Raw genomic sequence first — 19912 nt, forward strand, 5'->3', positions numbered from 1 at the left:
ACGCTTAACTGCAAACGAACCCGCCAATGTAACGATGTCTTTTCATTAACCTTTTTTGCACACGTGCTTGCCCGCGTGGACTTAACCGTTTCTGAAAGGATATCGTCATGAACTCGCTTTTATATGCGCTTTTCGAAGCGCTGCGGTGCCATCGCTGGCTCCGCCTGCTGGCCTGCGCCTTTATCTTTAGCTCCCTGGGTAATGGCTTAACTCAGGTTGTTGTTTTCGGCTTACTGTTACAGTGGTCAGCCCCGTCAGCGCTGTTAACCCTCGCCTTTCTTTTTGCCACGGTGCCCGGTTTTATCGGCAGCCGGATGGGAGAAAAGCTATGCCAGCGGTTTTCACCTCTCTATCTACTGATGCTGACCGAATGGCTGGGCTTGCTCGCCCTGCTCTTCCCCCTGTCAGGTGCACATTACCACAGCATACCGGCGCTGCTTGCGGTGCAATCCACAGAAGCATTGCTAAGCGGGATGAGCTGGCCTGCGTTAACGCTGTTGTTTAAACGTGGACTGCATGAGGCAGAACTGCCTGCGGCAACGTGTCTGGAAAATGTGATTTTTGCCTCCCAGGTTTTGTCAGGAACCGGGCTGGGTGTGGTGTTGTTCCAGCGCATCCCGGTCTTCGCATTACTGGTCATCGACGCCGCCAGTTTTATGGGATCGCTGGTCATGCTGTTTCTCGCTGTACGCCAGTATGTAGCACGTCCTGCACCGTTGCCTGTCGGGGATCCTCAACCTGTGGCATTGCGCTGGCAAACCCTGACCCTTCGGCAAAAACGCAGTTTGCTGATTTTGCCTGCCCTTGCCGCCGTAGGCTCCCCTGCAATGGCGTTGCTGCCAGCACTGGCGCAGCAGATCAACCCCGGGAATGCAGCCGGGCTTGCGCTGCCCTTGCTATTTGCCAGAAGCCTGGGGCAGCTTTGTGGCCCCTTGTTGCTCAGAAAAGAGTGTCTGACGCGCTTTGCAGCAAGAACGCCTTTGCTACTTAGCTGTCTTGCCCTTTTTCTGGCAGCCTATGGGGTGCTCCCGTTTTTATCCGCATGGGTGGGGCTTGCGCTGGGGATGATCTTTATCGCGCATCTGGCGTCGAATATCGTTTTTGCGGCGGGTACATTTGGGGTGCTGAGTCATTTTGAGGCTATTCAGATATCCGCTGCCAGCGGTAAGGCCTGGCGCTGGCAGACGTTGAGCGCCTCCCTCTTTACGGGCCTCGCCGCAATGATGGCGACGAAAATGGGAGCGGCTCAGACGCTATACGCTGTCTCTGCTCTCGCTCTGCTGTTAGTTGCGCTGGTCCTGGCCCGTTATCGTGAATAAGGCATAAAAAAACGCCTGCTATAAAAGCAGGCGTTAAAACAGGTCTGTAAGACAACATATTTGGTGCTTCACTCAACGTTATGTCCATGGTGTTTGATGAGGCCGAAGCGACATCTGTCAGTGGACGATAAGCACCGTAAACGGCTCTGCGTCATTCCTGAGTTTATGAGGCCTTAAGGCGAACATAAGAGATGGAATGAGCATCTACACGCATATTATTGCATGTAATGTGCCAGGTTTACACGCAGAAATTTTACATCGCGCAACATTTTAAGATAAAAGGAAATTATGCTGTTAAGAACCGCCTTAAGCCATACAACATCGCGCTAAAGGCGGCAATCTGTCGTCACCAGGAGACAGGTTAAGCGGTAAAATAATAAATTCTTTAATATTAACGGGTTATATGTCGCTGAATCGCGACAATAATGTTGGATGTTGTCGGGGAATGGCTACAGGATAAAAAAACGCAGAAAACAAAAAACCCCGCCGAAGCGGGGTTCAAAATTGGTCGGCGAGAGAGGATTCGAACCTCCGACCCACTGGTCCCAAACCAGTTGCGCTACCAAGCTGCGCTACTCGCCGATGTACTGCTTTTTTGAATTTTTAGTTCAACTCATTAAAAGTCGTGGTGCGAGGGGGGGGACTTGAACCCCCACGTCCGTAAGAACACTAACACCTGAAGCTAGCGCGTCTACCAATTCCGCCACCTTCGCAATTCACAACTCTTTCAATAATGGGGTGGCTAATGGGATTCGAACCCACGACAACTGGAATCACAATCCAGGGCTCTACCAACTGAGCTATAGCCACCACTGTATTCTTTCACGCGGTTCTGACTACTTCTCAGACCACCGCAGCTCTAGCGCCGGGACTAAAATGGCGCGCCCGACAGGATTCGAACCTGAGACCTCTGCCTCCGGAGGGCAGCGCTCTATCCAGCTGAGCTACGGGCGCTTAGCGCCGTTGCGGGGCTGGATATTACGTACCTCCGTCCCCGCTGTCTAGTGCTTTTTTGAAAAAAATGCGCGTTTGGTTATGGTTTGCACATTTTGCCGCTTATTCCTCCACTTTATGGGCGGAGCCACGGCGACCCAGTCCAAAAATTTTATATGCAGCTGTGACGGCAGCCAGGAAGATCATCCCGACAAACAGCGACATGCGGGTATCTTCATTAAAGTACATTCCAATTAATACGCAAATCAGGAACGCCATCGTCAAATAGTTCGCATAGGGGAACAGAATGGAGCGGAACGGATGGCTGGCGATCGCTTTTTTGTGCGCCTGCCGGAAACGTAGCTGGCTAATCAAAATCACAAACCACGGTACCATCCCCGGCAGCACGCTGGCGCTATAGACATAAACAAACACGCGCTGCGGATTCGGGATAATGTAGTTCAGGCATGAGCCAACCAGCAGAATGGCAATTGACACCGCCACACCCGCCACCGGAACACCCACGCGGGAGACTTTTCCCATCACCGCCGGTAGCTGTTTATTTTGCGCGAGGGCGTATAGCATGCGTCCGCAGCTGTACATCCCACTGTTACAGCCGGAAAGCGCTGCCGTCAGCACCACAAAGTTGATAATAGCGGCAGCCGCCGTGATGCCAATCTTTGCGAAGGTTAAGACAAATGGACTGCCGGTGGTGCCGATCTCGTTCCATGGGAAAATGGTCACGATAACGAAGATCGCGCCCACATAGAAAATCAGGATACGCCACAACACTTTACCTACCGCGCTACGCAGCGTGACCTGCGGGTTTTTCGCCTCACCGGCGGTAATGCCGATCAGCTCAACGCCCTGATAGGAGGCGACAACGATACAGAGCGCCGTCAGGAAACCTTTCCAGCCGCCGGCAAAGAAGCCGCCGTGCCCGGTCAGGTTATCGAAACCCATCGCGTGGCCGCCGTTACCGAAACCAAAGAAGATGACACCCAGACCCACAACAATCATCACGATAATGGTGGTGACTTTGATCATCGCAAACCAGAACTCGATTTCGCCATAAAGACGAACAGCGGCAAGGTTCGCCAGCGCCACCAGTCCTACTGCGATAAGCGCGGGTATCCACTGAGCCATATCAGGGAACCAAAACTGCACGTAGACCCCGATGGCGGTGATCTCCGAAATCCCCACGGCCATCCACATAAACCAGTACGACCAGGCCGTGAGATAGCCAAAGAACGGGCTCATATAACGGTGGGCGTAAACGGCGAAAGAGCCCGTTACTGGCTCCAGAAACAGCATTTCGCCCATAGATCGCATGATGAAGAAGACGAACAGCCCGGCAATAATATACGCCAGCAGAACGGAAGGCCCCGCCCATTTCAGCGTGCTTGCCGAGCCCATAAACAGACCAACGCCGATAGTCCCGCCCAGCGCGATCAACTCAATATGTCGAGCTTCCAGACCACGCTGAAGCTCCGGTTTTTTCTCTGCCATAATTCCTCGGTTGTGTTTGCTGTGTCCCGACTTGTTGCCGGGTATTGTTTTGAGGGGTACTGAAATACGGAGCGAATGGTTTCTTAAATTCTGGCAAATGGCAAACAATGCATTAAAAAAATGAATGCATTGCACATAAAGTCAGCAGTTTTGCAGGGGCGTTGCAGCGCGAACCGCAGATCACGCTGCGTATTGATTACATTTTTCCGGTGTAGTGCCAGGCGAGGTAGCGCAGCAGACGAATCTGTCGTTTGATACGTGTCGGTTGAGAGAGCAGGCGGTACAACCACTCCAGCCCCAGGTTTTGCCAGACTTTTGGCGCACGCTTAACATGGCCGGTAAAGACGTCGTAGGTGCCGCCCACGCCCATATAGAGCGCATCCGGGCTGATCAGACGGCAGTCCCGCATCAGAATTTCCTGGCGCGGCGACCCCATAGCGACAGTGACAATTTTCGCCCCGCTGTCGCGCACGCGTGCATATAAACCCTGGCGATCTTCTGGCCTGAAATAGCCATCCTGACTGCCCACAATGTTAACATTCCACTGGCTACGCAGCTTTTGTTCGGTCTGGGCAAGCACCTCTGGCTTACCGCCAATCAGAAATACCGGCGTGCCTTCAGCGCCTGCGCGTTCCATTAGCCGCTCCCAAAGGTCAGCTCCCGCCACGCGGGACACATTAGCGTCAGGAAACTTTTTACGAATTGAACGCACCACGCTGATACCGTCTGCGTATTTAAACTCCGCGGCCTCAATCAGGCTTTTCACTTCCGCATTATCTTCAACCGCCAGCATTTTTTCTGCGTTGATGGCCACCAGCGTGCCCGATTTCATCTGCCCGTCCGCGAACAGAAAATCCAGCGCGTGTTGCATGTCGCGCCAGCCTATAAGCTGTAGCCCACGCAGCGCATAACGCGGGGCTGAAGTTGTATTCGTCATGATGATCCCTACTCAGACTTGCGACAGCGATGTGCTGCCCTGTGGCTCACGTCTGTGCACAAGCCCTGCACTGTCAAACAACCAGTACAGCAGTTTTGCCAGCAGCAGACAGAGACCGAAAACGACCATAAAGAACACCACGCGTGAGACGAACGAATCCAGCCCCTCGCGTGCCAGAACGATCATATTGAAAATGGCACCGAAACAGAAACTGTGCAAAACAGCGGCTTTATAGCGATTGGTCTCTTCGTTACCCAGCGTGTACAGCCAGTCGAACCATTTTATTATCAGCCCGACCGCGATCGCGCCAGGCAGGATAAACCACGTTCCGCCCATCACCACCAGTGAGCCAATCAGCGTTGGGGAGATCGCCAGACCCGAATGGTTGTTCAACACTTCCCAGGTAAAGTAGTTCGCCGTGTTCAGGACGATATCGGGCCGGTCAGGCCACAGCCACGTCGGTATAAAGACATAGAAATCACGAATAATCGGCGCCAGCCCCTGGAATTCAATCTTGTCGTAGTTTTGCAGCAGTAATGCCAGGTTTTCCCACGGCGAGAAGGTATCGCGCGTCAGATACAGGAAGGTATAAAACGCTTCGTCACCGGCCACGTTCAGACCGTAGCGCTTCAGGGCCAGCCAGAACATCCCCACGATGCCCAAGACCCCTGCCGCTGCCAGCATCCACAGAGAGATCCAGCCGCGAATAATGCCGATAAACAGGAAAATCGCGAAGGCGATAATGATATTGGCGCGCGTCCCCCCGACGATCATGTAGGTCAAAATGCCAAATGCGACGGTGCTAACCAGGAAGAACAGCCAGGCTTTACTATCCTGACGCAGGAAAAAGACCACCAGCATCGCCGGAATGAAGAAATAGAAGAAACGTTTGAGCGCGACGCCGGAAACTTCGGCGGAGAAAATCTGGCTATAGGACTGCAACTTAAACAGTAAAAAGCCGTTATGCATAAAGAAAATCGCTACGCTGACGAGAGCGATGGTCATCAGCATCACCCACGTCAGATGGGTTTCTACCCGGTTCATGGTAAACAGCGGACGACGGGGTGCAGTGTCTTTAGCCGCGCGCAGGCGCGTTTTATAGGTGACGTAATACACCGCGTAGAAGCAGGTCGCAGAAAGCAGCGCCTGCAACAAGATTTCCGGCGGAGCGACGCCAACATCAAAGCGGAACACGAGAATGCTGGTCAGCGGGAAGCCAAAGAAAAAGGTCAGCAAAAACAGCAACGAGAAGAAGACGTTGAAGTTAAAACGTACGCGCCGGAACTCAAACCAGGTGAGCGTGGCGATAAACAGCGTGCTCAGCAGCCAGACCACCAGCAAGCCGCTAAATTGCAACAGGCTCATGCGTTGTCTCCTGAAGCAATACGCAGCGCGCGGTGCCACGGCGTGAGGTAGTTCGGACTGAAAAAGTCGATGCTATTTTTATCCACCAGCGTGAGCTGACGCTGTGCTTCCCGTACCACCTCAATATTAAGCGTGTCAGAGGTAAATAGCACCGGAATATGCTGCTCAGCCATGTCCTGCCAGAATGGGTTTTCGCGGTTGAGCACGCATGGTACTCCCGCCTGAATCAGCAGACACAGCGTTCCAATCCCCTGCTGACGGGCAAAGATGAAATAGCCCAAATCGCATTTTCGCAGCAGCGCAAGATAGTCGCTAAATTCCAGCTTATCGCTGAGTATGTGCAGGTTTTCCGCGCTGAACAGCGCAAGCCCTTGCTGGCGAACCTCGTCGATGTAGGCATCGTTATTGGCGGGATAGCCCATCGGCACCACCACGTTGACCGTGTCGCCAAACTGCTGATGCACCGCCCGCAGCGCCGCGGCATGCTCGTTACTGCGATCGCCGGAATTTCCCACCAGGATGGTCAGCTTGCCCTCACGAACCGCGTCATTCGCCATCGTGTTCAGCGTCGGATCCATACGAGTTGGGAAATAGAGCAGCTCCCCGCGAACCGTAGGATGCTGTTTAGCAAAATAGGTGAGATCGCCGCGGGTGGCGAACACGCAGCCTACGCGCGCCTGCGCCAGACGACGCAGCGGATAGAAAAGACGAAACTTCCATCCATGGGAAACTTCATAGAGATCGGCTCCCCAGATATGCCAGCTGAACTGGGAAGGTTTGATCCCACCGCTTAACAGCGCCAGCCACAGGCCGGTATTGAACTGTCCATGGAAGAAGAAACGCTGGCTTCGGTCCGCTTTGGCTTTAGCAACCACAGCCTTCGTCAGCGCCGCTTTGTCTGGCCAGAAGGAGATGTGCAATGCCGGACACGCCGCGCTCAGGCCGTTATCGCTTCCAACGACCATAAACTCACGTGCATCGGGCGTACCGGATGCCAGCTCATCGTTGAAAAACCGCAGAACGGTCTGGTTATGATGCGGGATATCCGATCCCAGTATGTGTATCAGTGCAGTCATGCGCGTTTACGCCAAAGTAAAAATACGCCGCAACAGGCAGCGAAATAAACGATATAAGTTGCCATATAGGCCTGAGCCGCCCCCAACGCACCGTGGGTAGGGATCAGCCAATGAGAAAATGCCGTCAGCAGCGCAAACTGGCTCATCTCCGCCAGGATATACAACCGCAGCGATGCCTTCGCAATCACCAGATAGCCGAAAACGTATGCCCCCACTTTCAGCACATCGCCGACCAGTTGCCAGGCAAACAGATCGCGCATGGCGGTAAACTTCGACGAAAACAGCAGCCAGATGGCGACATCACGCAGTAACCAGACGGTAAAGCTGGCAACCGCAACCGCCGGCAACACAAAACGCAGGGAGCGAAAAATCTCGCGGGTAATCTCCTGCCTGGACGTCAGGCGCGATAAGGTTGGCAGCAAATAGACGCTAAAGGAAGCCGTAATAAATTGGAGGTAAGCATCTGAAATGCTGCTCACTCCCTGCCAAATCCCCACCTCATCCCAGCTGTAATGCGCTGCCAGCAGGTTTCGCATCATCACGTAGGCTACCGGGATGGTGACGGACGTAATGAGCGCCATCAGCGTAAATTTCGCGAGCTGGCCCGCCAGCATCTTGTCCCACTGCGGTTTAAGATAACTCAGCGGAACATCGCCCCTGCGGATCATCATAAACGCCGCCGGAATGACAACGAGCGCAGGCACCAGCGCCAGCCCCAGCAGCGCGCCTTCATAGCCGCCGAGACGATAGCAAAAGTAATAGGCGATAACGCCGATAACGCTGCCGAAGATCAGCGCCAGCGCATTTCCCGCCGCATCGCGGAAGCCTTTCATTAACGCCAGAAGCAGGTTCGCCCAGGCGATCCCCATCTGGACGAGCGCCACAAGGCGCACCAGCCCCTGATAGTGCGTATGTCCGAACAGTCCCTGGCTAATCGGTGCCGCCGCCAGCAAAAAGACGACGGCCAGCAACGTAGAGAAGCCCAGCACCATAGCAGAAGAAGTCCCCACCACCGTGCGGAGCTTTTCGGCATCGTCATGATGCTGCGCGACGTATTTGGTCACGCCATTGAATATCCCGGCTCCCGCCAGCACGCCAAGCACCGTGACCAGCTGGCGGAAATTCCCTGCCAGCCCAACGCCTGACGGCCCAAATGAAACGGCCAGCAGCTTGACGACCAGTAACCCGGCGCCAATTTTTACAAGCGTGGACGCTGCCGTCCACACCGACGCTTTTGCCAGAGACATATCAGGCGAAATAACTCAGAAGCGAATTGATCACCGTACGCTGGTTCACCGGCGCGAGGTTGTAGAACAGGGGCAGGCGAAGCAGACGTTCGCTCTCTTTGGTGGTGTAGCGGTCTTCACCGGCAAACATCCCGAAGGCTTCGCCAGCCGGGCTGGAGTGCAGCGGAATATAGTGAAATACAGCCATAATTTCCGCCTCTTTCAACCAGGCGATCAGCTTGCTGCGATCGTCGTTATCGCGCAGTTTGATGTAGAACATATGGGCATTGTGGACACAATCAGCCGGAATGGTCGGCAGTTCAATACGTCCTGCTTTTCCCAGCGGTTCCAGCGCGTCGTAATAGGTTTGCCACAGGGAGAGGCGTTGCAGATTGATTCGCTCTGCCGCTTCCAGCTGCGCCCAGAGATATGCGGCCTGCAAATCCGCCATCAGATAGCTTGAACCGATATCGCGCCAGGTGTACTTATCCACCTGACCGCGGAAGAACTGGCTGCGGTTGGTCCCTTTCTCACGGATCACTTCCGCACGCTCCACCAGGGCACGATCGTTAATCAGCGTCGCGCCGCCTTCGCCGCCAGCGGTGTAGTTTTTAGTTTCGTGGAAGCTAAAGCAGCCGATATGACCGATGGAGCCCAGCGCGCGTCCTTTGTAGGTGGACATCACGCCCTGCGCGGCGTCTTCCACCACAAACAGGTTGTGCTTTTTCGCGATGGCCATGATGGTGTCCATTTCACAGGCCACGCCCGCGTAATGCACCGGAACAATCACCCGCGTTTTGTCGGTGATCGCTGCTTCAATCAACGTTTCGTCGATGTTCATAGTATCCGGACGAATATCCACAAACACGATTTTCGCTCCGCGCAGGACAAACGCATTCGCCGTAGAGACGAAGGTGTAGCTTGGCATGATCACTTCATCGCCGGGCTGGATATCCAGCAGCAGCGCCGCCATCTCAAGCGATGCGGTACAGGACGGTGTCAGCAGCACCTTGGCACTGTGAAAACGTTGCTCTATCCACTGCTGGCAGCGACGGGTAAAGCCACCATCGCCACAGAGTTTGCCACTGCCCATAGCAGACTGCATGTAATCAAGTTCGGAGCCCACGACGGGAGGCGCGTTAAATGGAATCATCTTGTCACCTGTATAACCAGTAGGCGGTGGCGTCGATGCTGGCACCACTCGCAATATAACGTTTAAGCGCGGCGGTGTTACCCATCTGGGTCGCTACCCGCAGCGTCGATACTTTTTGTTGCTCCGCCCAGTGCAGCGCCGCGTGCATGAGTTTCTCGCCCATGCCGCGCCCGGCTAACAAACCGATGCGCGCCTCGTGCTCATTGAGCCTGCGAAGCGAAACAAAACCCTGAATCTGCCCCCCGGCAGTACGGAACACCAGGCATACGTGGTCAAACGTGCCTTTAACCGCGTTCTCTATCCACTGGGCATAAAAGCGACCGCTGTCATCGGGTGCATACCACGGCGTCCGGAAACGGCTTTGAGCGAAGGCCAGCGCCGCCATCTTGCGCAGCGCGGGAATATCCTGCTCTGATGCACTTTCCACACCCGGTGAGGCGTGCCGGCTTACGGTAATGGAGAGATCAACTTCCCCCTCAACCAGCCGGAATCCGTGCTGCTGAAGCGCGTCCAGCAGATCGGCGCGGTCCGCCGGGATCTTAGCCTGTATACGCTGCCAGGCGCTGAAGTCTGCTTCCTGCAACGCCGGAGCATTGTCGCGCAGACGCACTATGGCTGAGGGACGCGCAAAGAATGCGCTTTCCCACTCAAGGGACTCCAGTACGCCGTTGAGGTTACTCAACGCCACACGCCTTTAGTATCAACCACATACTGCTGGCGCACGGCATCGCCGGAGACCGCTTTAAACGCATTGTGATCGACCAGCAGCACCAGCACATCCGCCGTGGCCAGCGCATCATCCAGTGCGGTAAGGGTGCAGTGACCGGCAAGTTTTGTCGGCAACGTATGAATATTCGGCTCAACCACCAGCGTTTCACCGCTGTGCCAGGCCGCGATCATTTCGGCAATTTCCATCGCCGGGCTTTCGCGCAGATCGTCAATATTCGGTTTGAAGGCCAGACCAAAGCAGGCGATTTTCAGCTCACTGGCGCGTTTACCGCTGGCGGCCAGGCAATCCGCAACCGTCGCTTTGACCTGGTTGATAACCCAATGCGGTTTGTGGTCGTTCACTTCACGCGCGGTGCGAATCAGGCGTGCCTGTTCCGGGTTTTGCGCCACGATAAACCACGGATCGACCGCGATACAGTGCCCACCTACGCCTGGCCCCGGCTGAAGAATATTCACGCGCGGATGGCGGTTGGCCAGGCGGATCAGTTCCCAGACGTTAATCCCCTGATCGGCACAAATCAGTGACAGTTCATTCGCAAACGCGATGTTAACGTCACGGAAACTGTTTTCCGTCAATTTACACATCTCGGCGGTACGGGAGTGAGTGACCACGCATTCGCCTTCCAGGAAGATTTTATACAATTCGCTGGCGCGCGCGGAGCAGACTGGGGTCATGCCGCCAATCACGCGGTCATTTTTAATCAGCTCTACCATCACCTGGCCTGGCAGCACGCGCTCAGGGCAGTAGGCGATATTGATATCAGCCTGGTCGCCTGCCTGCTGCGGGAAGCTAAGATCGGGGCGGGCCTCGGCCAGCCACTGAGCCATCTGCTCGGTTGCCCCAACAGGTGAAGTAGACTCAAGGATAACCAGCGCCCCTTTCTTCAGCACAGGTGCAATGGATTTTGCCGCCGCCTCGACATAAACCATGTCAGGCTCATGATCGCCTTTAAAAGGAGTTGGTACCGCAATCAGGTACGCATCGGCTTCTACCGGCGTGGTGCTGGCGCGCAGGAAGCCACCGTCCACCGCTTTTTTCACCACGCGATCGAGATCGGGCTCTACGATATGAATTTCGCCACGGTTGATGGTTTCCACCGCGTGCGCGTTGATATCTACGCCAACAACCTGTTTTTGACGAGAGGCAAAGGCCGCCGCAGTAGGCAGCCCGATATAGCCAAGACCCACGACAGAGATGGTAGTAAAACTCATAGCGTTACCCGATTGTGTTTAAGTGCGTGCAAAATACGACCACAAGCCTGCCCGTCACCGTACGGGTTATGGGCCCGGCTCATCGCCTGATATTCTTCATCGTCATGCAGTAAGCGCGTGACCTCTTCGACAATACGACGCGGATCCGTTCCCACCAGACGTACGGTACCGGCAGTGACCGCTTCCGGACGCTCGGTGGTTTCTCGCATCACCAGTACCGGCTTACCGAGGGAAGGCGCCTCTTCCTGGATGCCGCCAGAATCGGTCAGGATCAGCCAGGCGTGGTTCATCAGCCATACAAATGGCAGATAGTCCTGCGGCTCGATCAGGAGCACGTTTTCCACGTGGCCGAGGATACGGTTGACCGGTTCGCTGACGTTCGGGTTGAGGTGCACCGGATAGACAATCTGCACATCCTCGTTCTGCGCGGCGATTTCAGCCAGCGCGTGGCAGATTTGCTCAAAGCCACGGCCAAAGCTTTCGCGGCGGTGGCCCGTCACCAGAATCGTTTTCTTGCCGTTGTTCAGGAACGGATAGCGCGCAGCAAGTTCTGCCTGAAGCTCGCTGTTAGCCAGCACGCGGTCACGCACCCAAATCAGCGCATCAATGACCGTATTGCCGGTGACGAAGATCTTGCTGTCGCTGATATTTTCGCGCAGCAGGTTTTGGCGTGAGTTCTCGGTTGGCGCAAAATGGTACATCGCCAGGTGACCGGTGAGCGTACGGTTGGCCTCTTCCGGCCACGGGGAATAGAGATTGCCGGTACGCAGACCCGCTTCAATATGACCAACGGGGATACGCTGATAAAACGCGGCCAGGCTGGTTGCCACGGTGGTGGTGGTGTCGCCGTGCACCAGTACCACATCCGGCTTGAACGATTCCAGAATAGGCTTTAATTCTTGCAGAATACGGCAGGTGATTTCCGTCAGTCCCTGTCCCGGTTTCATTATATTGAGATCGTAATCCGGGACGATAGAAAAGAGGGTTAAGACCTGATCGAGCATCTCACGGTGCTGGGCAGTCACGCACACTTTTGCTTCAATATCAGGATCTCCGGCCAGCGCATGAACCAGAGGTGCCATCTTGATGGCCTCCGGCCTGGTGCCAAATACGGTTAGTACTTTCACATCGATTCTCTTCGATTAGACGATGAAGGCCATAGCCTTCATCGTAGACGGCGTTCTTAGTTTGTGCGGCGACGCAATAACGCTACGCCAGCGCCAGTCAGTGCGCCCACAATCCCCCACATGATCATCAGGAAGGCGCGACGCGGACTATCGCGTTTTACAGGCTCTTCAGGCGTTCTTAAATAACGATAGGTCTGAAAACGCGGGTCCAGCGTTGGACCGACGTTGAGCGTATTGAGCATGGCGCGGTTTTGATCGTAATCAAGGTCATAGTCAGGGCCAACGGCCTGGAGATTTTCCAGACGAGCCTGAAGCATTGGGCGACCAAGAAGGAACATTTCTGAATCCGGGAGTTCGTCAGCCGGAACATCTGTTTCGCTACGGGAAATATTGTGCTGTTCCGCAATCTTGAGCGCCTGCTCAAGATTATGCACGCGACGGGCGAAGATGGCCTTAGCGACCTCTTCCTGACGTTTGACCTGCGCTTTCATCTGGATAGTGCGCGCAGCCCAGGCACCTTTCAGCTCGTCATTCAAATGACTGGCCGCGCGCTGGCTGGCAAAAGCCACATACTGACGCAACAGGTTATTGGCGTCCGGCGCCGTTTCCGCAATCAGCTTCACGCTGTCGCTAACGTTACGCAGCATATCGCCAGGCATAAACTGAATGTTATTAATCAAGTCATCCAGAAGCGCGGCATCCGCTTTGCTGTTACCGACCATGCGCTGCTTGTAGTAGTCCGTCTGGGACCAGAAATCGCGACGTGTATCCCACGACGCCAGCTGCATCACAAACTCTTTGTAGGATTCATCCATCACCGAGGCCTGATCCGGGGTCGCCAGATTGGCCTTGATATCAAGATTACGCAGGAATTGCTGCTGGGAGTAGTAGCCTCCAAGCATATTCACCGTTGGTCGGTCTGTGATCGCCGTGGCGCTCCACTCTTGTTTTGCAAAGAAGGTGTAAGCAAGCGCTAACAGCGCGAACCCCAGGGCAATTCCCACAATCCACAGTTTGCCCTGCCATAACACGCGAAACAAACCACGAATATCCAGCTCGTTCTCAGTGCCCACTGATTTCGCTCCCGCCAACGGTTGAGTCATCATAGTCCCGGTTTTACTTAGTTAATGTTGTGTTTTTGCCACTGTTCCGACGCATCCTGCGTTTTAAGCGTTTAATAAAACGCGCGACTTTCCATGCACGCTTGATGCAGTAACCGTACATGAAAAATGCTAGCAAGAATAATACCAACATTACCCATTCAGGAATGAAATGTGCGTATTCCGCGGCAACGCCAATCGCAGCCAGAATAGCGGCCGCAAGCGTAATCAGCACAAATGCCTGACGAGACGTGAAGCCGGCGCGCATAATCAGGTGATGAATATGCTGCCGATCGGGAGAGAACGGGCTCATCCCTTTACGCAGACGGCGGTACATAATAGCGACCATGTCCATCAGCGGGATGGCGATAATCCAGAGAGCCGTTACCGGGCTTATAGGGTGAGTTTTACCCTGCGTGGTCTCCAGCAGAACCCAGATAACCGTAAAGCCAATCAGAGTACTGCCCGCATCGCCCATAAAGACTTTATAGCGACGCCCTAAGACACCCAGGTTCAGGCAGATGTAAGGCAGGATGGCGGCAATCATGGCAAAGCACCACATTGACAGACTGTACTGGCCATCAAACCATAAAATGATGCCGATCGCGCCGAACGAAACAGAGGACAGCCCACCGAGCAGACCGTCTATACCGTCAACCATGTTAAAGGCGTTGATAGCCGCCCACACGGCAAACAGCGTCAGGAAGAAGCCGAATGGCCCAAGCACCAGCTCCCAGGGACCAAATACATATCCCAGGCTTCTGAGATAGAGGCCGCCAACCACCATCATAATGATGCCAATGGCCGCCTGTACCGTCGCGCGGAACTTCACGCTGATATCAAAACGATCATCAAGGGCGCCGACCAGTACCAGCACACCGGCACACGCCAGGTAGAGCGCGGCATGGGGGATATAGTAATCCGCGATCCCGAATGTGAAACAGATGCCTGCGTATACCGAAATACCGCCCACCAGCGGAATAAGCCCCTGATGACGTTTACGGAAATTCGGTTTGTCCACTAACCCAATTCTTTTTGCTACCTTGCGCGCAATGAACAAAAAACAGGTTGTGAATAAAAAAATACTGATCAGCTCAGTTACTGCAGTGAGTAGATTCACAATGGATTGCTCTCAACAAATGTTAGTCCCGGAAGTATAACCATGAAGCCCCCTGCCTCAGAAGAATTAAAGACGGCTTCTCACAACTCCCTTTGTATGTTTTTCAATCAATTATTGCTTTGACTGTGCAAACCTTCTTATTGTCGCACCGACAGGTCAAAAATGGGAGTGTGTGGTAATAGCGTATAGTCCATAAATAAAAAACGCCACGTAAAAACGTGGCGTTGATTCGGATTATTTGCGTTACGAGCGTTTCATCATATCGAAGAAATCGTCGTTCGTTTTGGTCATCGCAAGTTTGTTAATGAGGAATTCCATTGCGTCGATTTCACCCATTGGATGGATGATTTTGCGCAGGATCCACATTTTCTGAAGCTCTTCCTGAGTGGTAAGCAGCTCTTCTTTACGGGTACCGGAACGATTGTAGTCGATCGCCGGGAAGACGCGTTTTTCTGCGATCTTACGAGAAAGGTGCAGTTCCATGTTGCCTGTACCTTTAAACTCTTCGTAGATAACTTCGTCCATTTTGGAGCCGGTATCGATCAGCGCCGTCGCGATAATGGTCAGGCTACCGCCCTCTTCCACGTTACGCGCCGCACCGAAGAAACGCTTCGGACGATGCAGGGCGTTGGCATCCACACCACCGGTCAGTACTTTACCGGAAGCTGGCACCACGGTGTTGTAGGCACGCGCCAGACGGGTAATGGAGTCGAGCAGGATGATCACGTCTTTCTTGTGCTCAACCAGGCGTTTCGCCTTCTCGATAACCATTTCCGCAACCTGAACGTGGCGAGAAGCAGGCTCGTCGAAGGTAGACGCAACCACTTCCCCTTTCACCAGACGCTGCATCTCGGTCACTTCTTCCGGACGTTCGTCAATCAGCAGCACCATCAGCACACAGTCTGGATGGTTGTAAGCAATGCTCTGCGCAATGTTTTGCAGCAGCATGGTTTTACCCGCTTTTGGCGGCGCCACGATCAGGCCACGCTGACCACGACCAATTGGCGATGCCAGGTCCAGCACGCGAGCGGTTAAGTCTTCAGTAGACCCGTTACCACGCTCCATGCGCAGGCGAGAGTTCGCGTGCAGCGGCGTTAAGTTCTCGAACAGGATCTTATTGCGGGAGTTTTCCGGTTTGTCGTAGTTAACTTCGTTAACCTTCAACAGCGCAAAGTAGCGTTCACCCTCTTTTGGAGGACGAATCTTACCTGAAATGGTGTCACCAGTGCGGAGGTTGAAACGGCGGATTTGGCTAGGGGATACGTAGATGTCGTCAGGGCCGGCGAGGTAGGAGCTGTCTGCGGAGCGGAGGAAACCAAATCCGTCTTGCAGTATCTCCAGCACACCGTCGCCAAAGATATCTTCGCCACTCTTAGCGTGCTGCTTCAGGATGGCGAAAATGATGTCCTGCTTGCGCATACGAGCCTGGTTTTCCAGTCCCATATTTTCGCCGAGAGTGATCAGCTCAGAAACCGGCGTATTCTTTAATTCGGTAAGATTCATAATGGTGTGGGTTCTTAAACTCGGGGTGATTCTCGAACTTAATGTTGTGAATGGTATGGCAGGGTCATCCATGCCTGTTTAGCGGCCATCACCTCATGTCTGTTCGCTGTCTGGTCACAGGGAAAGAACGCAGAACTGAAACGACAAGACGGATTGAGTGACAAGCCCGGAATCTAGCAACTTCACGCACTGTTTAAGTTAACAACGGGAAGTATCGGGTAAAACAAGATTCAAACAACAAGATATGTTTAAAACGTAGTCATAGCTAACTTAGCACGACTAAAGCCGGGCGTCCAGATCTCGCCATTAATTAGGCGCTCTGGACGCTCAGCTGAGAAACCTTACGCCAGGTTAGCGTCCAGGAACTCTTTCAGTTGACCTTTGGACAGTGCGCCCACTTTGGTCGCCGCCACGTCACCGTTCTTGAACAGCAGCAGGGTCGGGATGCCACGGATACCGTATTTTGGCGCGGTGCCCGGGTTCTGGTCGATGTTCAGCTTGGCAACGGTCAGTTTGCCCTGATATTCGTCAGCGATTTCATCCAGAATCGGAGCGATCATTTTGCAAGGACCACACCATTCAGCCCAGAAATCAACGAGGATCAGCCCGTCAGCTTTAAGTACGTCCGTGTCAAAACTGTCGTCAGTCAGGTGAATAATTTTATCGCTCATATATAACTCCACAGGAATAAGCCTGGTATGTTGGTTTTGTCTCCACCAACGACGTGTTGATGTCGCATTAACCAACTAAAGGTTGACTTTATTTCACCGGATACGCTTTCGTAAAGCAATAGTAAGCTGATATTCTACCACACTATGAGCAAAACACATTTAACAGAACAGAAGTTTTCCGACTTCGCCCTGCACCCAAAGGTGATCGAAGCCCTTGAAACTAAAGGGTTTCATAACTGCACGCCCATTCAGGCTCTCGCCCTGCCGCTGACGCTGGCCGGCCGCGATGTTGCAGGGCAGGCGCAAACCGGTACTGGCAAAACGATGGCGTTTTTAACGTCAACGTTTCATTATTTACTTTCTCATCCAGCGATTGCAGACCGCAAAGTTAACCAGCCGCGCGCGCTAATTATGGCCCCGACGCGAGAACTGGCGGTACAGATCCACGCAGACGCTGAGCCCCTGGCGCAGGCCACCGGCCTGAAACTTGGACTGGCCTATGGCGGCGACGGCTACGATAAACAGCTGAAAGTGCTGGAAAGCGGCGTGGATATCCTGATTGGGACCACCGGCCGTCTTATCGATTACGCCAAACAGAACCATATCAACCTCGGCGCAATCCAGGTTGTCGTGCTGGATGAAGCAGACCGCATGTACGATCTGGGCTTCATTAAAGACATCCGCTGGCTGTTCCGCCGCATGCCTGCGGCAAACCAGCGTCTGAACATGCTGTTCTCCGCAACGCTTTCTTATCGCGTTCGCGAACTGGCGTTCGAACAGATGAACAACGCCGAATATGTGGAAGTGGAACCGGAGCAGAAAACCGGGCACCGCATTAAAGAAGAGCTCTTCTATCCTTCAAATGAAGAGAAAATGCGCCTGCTGCAAACGCTGATCGAAGAAGAGTGGCCGGATCGCGCGATCATCTTCGCGAATACCAAACACCGCTGTGAAGATATCTGGGGTCACCTGGCCGCAGATGGTCACCGTGTGGGCCTGCTGACCGGCGACGTGGCGCAGAAAAAACGCCTGCGCATTCTCGACGAATTTACTCGTGGCGACCTCGATATTCTGGTCGCGACCGACGTGGCGGCCCGTGGCCTGCACATTCCAGCCGTGACGCACGTCTTTAACTATGACCTGCCAGATGATTGTGAAGACTATGTACACCGTATCGGTCGTACCGGTCGTGCCGGCGCAAGCGGTCACTCCATTAGCCTTGCGTGTGAAGAGTATGCCTTGAACCTTCCGGCCATTGAGACCTACATCGGTCACTCTATTCCTCAGAGCAAATACAATCCGGACGCGCTGTTAAGCGAGCTGCCGCCACCTAAGCGCCTTACCCGTCCACGCTCCGGCAATGGTCCGCGTCGTTCCGGCGGTGCACCGCGTAATCGTCGTCGTTCAGGTTAAGAAAATATGCTCAGCTCCACCTCGCTTTATGCGGCAATTGATCTCGGTTCGAATAGTTTTCATATGCTGGTTGTGCGCGAGGTGGCGGGAAGCATACAAACGCTGACACGCATTAAGCGCAAGGTCCGCCTCGCGGCGGGCCTGAGCAGCGATAATCACCTCTCCCCTGAAGCCATGGAACGTGGCTGGCAGTGTCTGCGTCTGTTTGCAGAACGTTTGCAGGATATCCCGCTCAGTCAAATTCGCGTTGTTGCCACGGCGACCCTTCGTCTGGCGGTAAACGCTGGCGATTTCATTGCCAAAGCACAGGAAATTCTGGGCTGTACGGTGCAGGTCATCAGCGGTGAAGAAGAAGCGCGACTGATTTATCAGGGTGTTGCGCACACGACCGGTGGCGACGATCGCCGTCTGGTGGTAGACATTGGTGGTGCCAGTACAGAGCTGGTCACGGGCACAGGCGCACAGGCGACGTCCCTCTTCAGCCTGTCGATGGGCTGCGTGACCTGGCTGGAACGCTATTTTACCGATCGAAACCTCGCCAAAGAGAATTTTGACGAGGCGGAAAACGCGGCGCGTGAGGTTCTGCGCCCGGTTATGGACGAACTGCGCTATCACGGCTGGAAAGTGTGCGTCGGCGCATCCGGAACCGTTCAGGCGTTACAGGAAATCATGATGGCACAGGGGATGGACGAGCGGATCACGCTTGCCAAACTCCAGCAGCTTAAACAGCGCGCCATCCAGTGTGGTCGTCTGGAAGAGCTTGAAATAGAAGGCCTGACGCTCGAACGTGCGCTGGTTTTCCCAAGTGGACTCGCCATTTTAATCGCCATTTTTACTGAACTGAATATCCAGTGTATGACCCTCGCAGGCGGTGCGCTGCGTGAAGGTCTGGTCTACGGAATGCTGCACCAGTCGGTCGATCAGGACATTCGTAGCCGTACGCTGCGTAACGTTCAGCGCCGCTTTATTGTTGATACCGACCAGGCGCACAGAGTGAGTCAACTGGCGTCACTGTTTGCCGATCAGGTCAAAAAAAGCTGGGATATTGAGCCGTTAAGCCGCGATCTGTTGCTAAGCGCCTGTGCGCTACATGAAATTGGTCTCAGCGTGGAGTACAAGCAGGCACCGCTGCACGCAGCCTGGCTGGTACGTAATCTCGATTTGCCGGGCTATACGCCCGCGCAGAAGAAGCTGCTGGCTACCCTGTTGCTGAACCAGACCAACGCCGTCGATCTCTCTTCGCTTCATCAGCAGAACGCTGTGCCGCCGCGCGTGGCGGAGCATCTGTGCCGTCTGCTTCGGCTGGCGATCCTGTTTGCCAGCCGGCGACGTGATGATTTGCTGCCAGCCATTACGCTGGCGGCAGACAACGAGAAACTGACGCTGACGCTGCCGGATAACTGGCTTGAGGATCATCCGCTTGGAGCGGAATTGATTGAGCAGGAGTACCAGTGGCAGAGCTATGTGCACTGGGCGCTTGAGGTGAAGTGACCCTTTAAAGCGTGCCGGGAGGCAGCTT

The 19912-nt window shown here is 54.3% G+C and carries 16 protein-coding genes and 4 tRNA genes; 3 read left to right on the forward strand and 17 right to left on the reverse strand.

Annotated elements, in window-relative coordinates:
- Positions 1-107 precede the first annotated feature (107 nt).
- On the forward strand, positions 108-1319 hold the full coding sequence (locus G6Q29_RS15885; protein ID WP_165466373.1) for an MFS transporter: 1212 nt from the start codon (positions 108-110) through the stop codon (positions 1317-1319).
- Between the two features lie 505 nt (positions 1320-1824).
- Here G6Q29_RS15885 and G6Q29_RS15890 read toward each other — a convergent pair.
- The 17 genes from G6Q29_RS15890 to trxA form a co-directional block, all read right to left on the reverse strand.
- Positions 1825-1901 (reverse strand) — tRNA-Pro (locus G6Q29_RS15890).
- Positions 1902-1945: 44 nt separating this feature from the next.
- Positions 1946-2032 (reverse strand) — tRNA-Leu (locus G6Q29_RS15895).
- A gap of 21 nt (positions 2033-2053) precedes the next feature.
- Positions 2054-2129: transfer RNA gene (locus tag G6Q29_RS15900), tRNA-His, on the reverse strand.
- Positions 2130-2196: 67 nt separating this feature from the next.
- A tRNA-Arg gene (locus G6Q29_RS15905) sits at positions 2197-2273 on the reverse strand.
- A gap of 102 nt (positions 2274-2375) precedes the next feature.
- On the reverse strand, positions 2376-3761 hold the full coding sequence (gene thrP, locus G6Q29_RS15910) for a bifunctional threonine/serine APC transporter ThrP (RefSeq protein WP_165466374.1): 1386 nt from the start codon (positions 3759-3761) through the stop codon (positions 2376-2378).
- Between the two features lie 196 nt (positions 3762-3957).
- Positions 3958-4698, reverse strand: coding sequence for a lipopolysaccharide N-acetylmannosaminouronosyltransferase (gene wecG / locus G6Q29_RS15915; protein WP_165466375.1), 741 nt, complete (start codon positions 4696-4698; stop codon positions 3958-3960).
- A 12-nt stretch (positions 4699-4710) separates the two neighbouring features.
- Entirely contained in the window at positions 4711-6063 is a 1353-nt protein-coding gene (gene wzyE, locus G6Q29_RS15920) for an ECA oligosaccharide polymerase (RefSeq protein WP_165466376.1), read from the reverse strand.
- On the reverse strand, positions 6060-7139 hold the full coding sequence (locus tag G6Q29_RS15925) for a TDP-N-acetylfucosamine:lipid II N-acetylfucosaminyltransferase (RefSeq protein ID WP_165466377.1): 1080 nt from the start codon (positions 7137-7139) through the stop codon (positions 6060-6062). Before G6Q29_RS15925 ends, wzyE begins: the two co-directional genes overlap by 4 nt.
- A complete protein-coding gene (gene wzxE / locus G6Q29_RS15930) occupies positions 7136-8386 on the reverse strand; it encodes a lipid III flippase WzxE (RefSeq protein WP_165466378.1) in 1251 nt (416 codons plus the stop codon). The genes G6Q29_RS15925 and wzxE overlap by 4 nt, the downstream gene beginning before the upstream one ends.
- 1 nt (position 8387) lies before the next feature.
- Positions 8388-9518, reverse strand: a complete 1131-nt coding sequence (gene rffA / locus G6Q29_RS15935) for a dTDP-4-amino-4,6-dideoxygalactose transaminase (protein ID WP_165466379.1) — start codon at positions 9516-9518, stop codon at positions 8388-8390.
- Positions 9519-9522: 4 nt separating this feature from the next.
- Positions 9523-10200 carry a dTDP-4-amino-4,6-dideoxy-D-galactose acyltransferase gene (gene rffC / locus G6Q29_RS15940; RefSeq protein ID WP_165466380.1) on the reverse strand — a complete coding sequence of 226 codons (678 nt, stop codon included), beginning with the start codon at positions 10198-10200 and terminating at the stop codon, positions 9523-9525.
- Positions 10197-11459, reverse strand: coding sequence for a UDP-N-acetyl-D-mannosamine dehydrogenase (gene wecC / locus G6Q29_RS15945; RefSeq protein ID WP_165466381.1), 1263 nt, complete (start codon positions 11457-11459; stop codon positions 10197-10199). The genes rffC and wecC overlap by 4 nt, the downstream gene beginning before the upstream one ends.
- The gene (gene wecB, locus G6Q29_RS15950) at positions 11456-12586 is read right to left on the reverse strand and encodes a non-hydrolyzing UDP-N-acetylglucosamine 2-epimerase (RefSeq protein ID WP_165466382.1); all 1131 of its coding nucleotides are present in this window, start codon (positions 12584-12586) and stop codon (positions 11456-11458) included. The genes wecC and wecB overlap by 4 nt, the downstream gene beginning before the upstream one ends.
- A gap of 56 nt (positions 12587-12642) precedes the next feature.
- Complete coding sequence (wzzE, locus tag G6Q29_RS15955) at positions 12643-13689, reverse strand: ECA polysaccharide chain length modulation protein (RefSeq protein ID WP_165466383.1); 1047 nt, start codon at positions 13687-13689, stop codon at positions 12643-12645.
- A gap of 13 nt (positions 13690-13702) precedes the next feature.
- Positions 13703-14806, reverse strand: a complete 1104-nt coding sequence (gene wecA / locus G6Q29_RS15960; RefSeq protein ID WP_001050933.1) for a UDP-N-acetylglucosamine--undecaprenyl-phosphate N-acetylglucosaminephosphotransferase — start codon at positions 14804-14806, stop codon at positions 13703-13705.
- A 243-nt stretch (positions 14807-15049) separates the two neighbouring features.
- On the reverse strand, positions 15050-16309 hold the full coding sequence (rho, locus tag G6Q29_RS15965) for a transcription termination factor Rho (protein ID WP_001054528.1): 1260 nt from the start codon (positions 16307-16309) through the stop codon (positions 15050-15052).
- A gap of 341 nt (positions 16310-16650) precedes the next feature.
- On the reverse strand, positions 16651-16980 hold the full coding sequence (gene trxA / locus G6Q29_RS15970) for a thioredoxin TrxA (RefSeq protein WP_006812392.1): 330 nt from the start codon (positions 16978-16980) through the stop codon (positions 16651-16653).
- Between the two features lie 144 nt (positions 16981-17124).
- Here trxA and rhlB point away from each other — a divergent pair, with 144 nt between their 5' ends.
- On the forward strand, positions 17125-18393 hold the full coding sequence (gene rhlB, locus G6Q29_RS15975) for an ATP-dependent RNA helicase RhlB (protein ID WP_006812393.1): 1269 nt from the start codon (positions 17125-17127) through the stop codon (positions 18391-18393).
- A 6-nt stretch (positions 18394-18399) separates the two neighbouring features.
- Entirely contained in the window at positions 18400-19884 is a 1485-nt protein-coding gene (gene gppA, locus G6Q29_RS15980) for a guanosine-5'-triphosphate,3'-diphosphate diphosphatase (protein WP_165466384.1), read from the forward strand.
- Positions 19885-19912: the final 28 nt, after the last annotated feature.

Origin of the sequence: Enterobacter cloacae (genome assembly GCF_011078175.1) — a bacterium.
GTDB classification, from domain to species: domain Bacteria; phylum Pseudomonadota; class Gammaproteobacteria; order Enterobacterales; family Enterobacteriaceae; genus Enterobacter; species Enterobacter cloacae_Q.

Excerpts from the sequence above, each read along its gene's own strand:
- rhlB (WP_006812393.1), top strand. The coding sequence starts at position 17,125 with ATGAGCAAAACACATTTAACAGAACAGAAGTTTTCCGACTTCGCCCTG.
- G6Q29_RS15885 (WP_165466373.1), top strand. The coding sequence starts at position 108 with ATGAACTCGCTTTTATATGCGCTTTTCGAAGCGCTGCGGTGCCATCGC.
- gppA (WP_165466384.1), top strand. The coding sequence starts at position 18,400 with ATGCTCAGCTCCACCTCGCTTTATGCGGCAATTGATCTCGGTTCGAAT.
- wzzE (WP_165466383.1), bottom strand. The coding sequence starts at position 13,689 with ATGACTCAACCGTTGGCGGGAGCGAAATCAGTGGGCACTGAGAACGAG.
- thrP (WP_165466374.1), bottom strand. The coding sequence starts at position 3,761 with ATGGCAGAGAAAAAACCGGAGCTTCAGCGTGGTCTGGAAGCTCGACAT.
- wecG (WP_165466375.1), bottom strand. The coding sequence starts at position 4,698 with ATGACGAATACAACTTCAGCCCCGCGTTATGCGCTGCGTGGGCTACAG.
- rffA (WP_165466379.1), bottom strand. The coding sequence starts at position 9,518 with ATGATTCCATTTAACGCGCCTCCCGTCGTGGGCTCCGAACTTGATTAC.
- rho (WP_001054528.1), bottom strand. The coding sequence starts at position 16,309 with ATGAATCTTACCGAATTAAAGAATACGCCGGTTTCTGAGCTGATCACT.
- wzxE (WP_165466378.1), bottom strand. The coding sequence starts at position 8,386 with ATGTCTCTGGCAAAAGCGTCGGTGTGGACGGCAGCGTCCACGCTTGTA.
- G6Q29_RS15925 (WP_165466377.1), bottom strand. The coding sequence starts at position 7,139 with ATGACTGCACTGATACACATACTGGGATCGGATATCCCGCATCATAAC.
- wzyE (WP_165466376.1), bottom strand. The coding sequence starts at position 6,063 with ATGAGCCTGTTGCAATTTAGCGGCTTGCTGGTGGTCTGGCTGCTGAGC.
- wecC (WP_165466381.1), bottom strand. The coding sequence starts at position 11,459 with ATGAGTTTTACTACCATCTCTGTCGTGGGTCTTGGCTATATCGGGCTG.
- trxA (WP_006812392.1), bottom strand. The coding sequence starts at position 16,980 with ATGAGCGATAAAATTATTCACCTGACTGACGACAGTTTTGACACGGAC.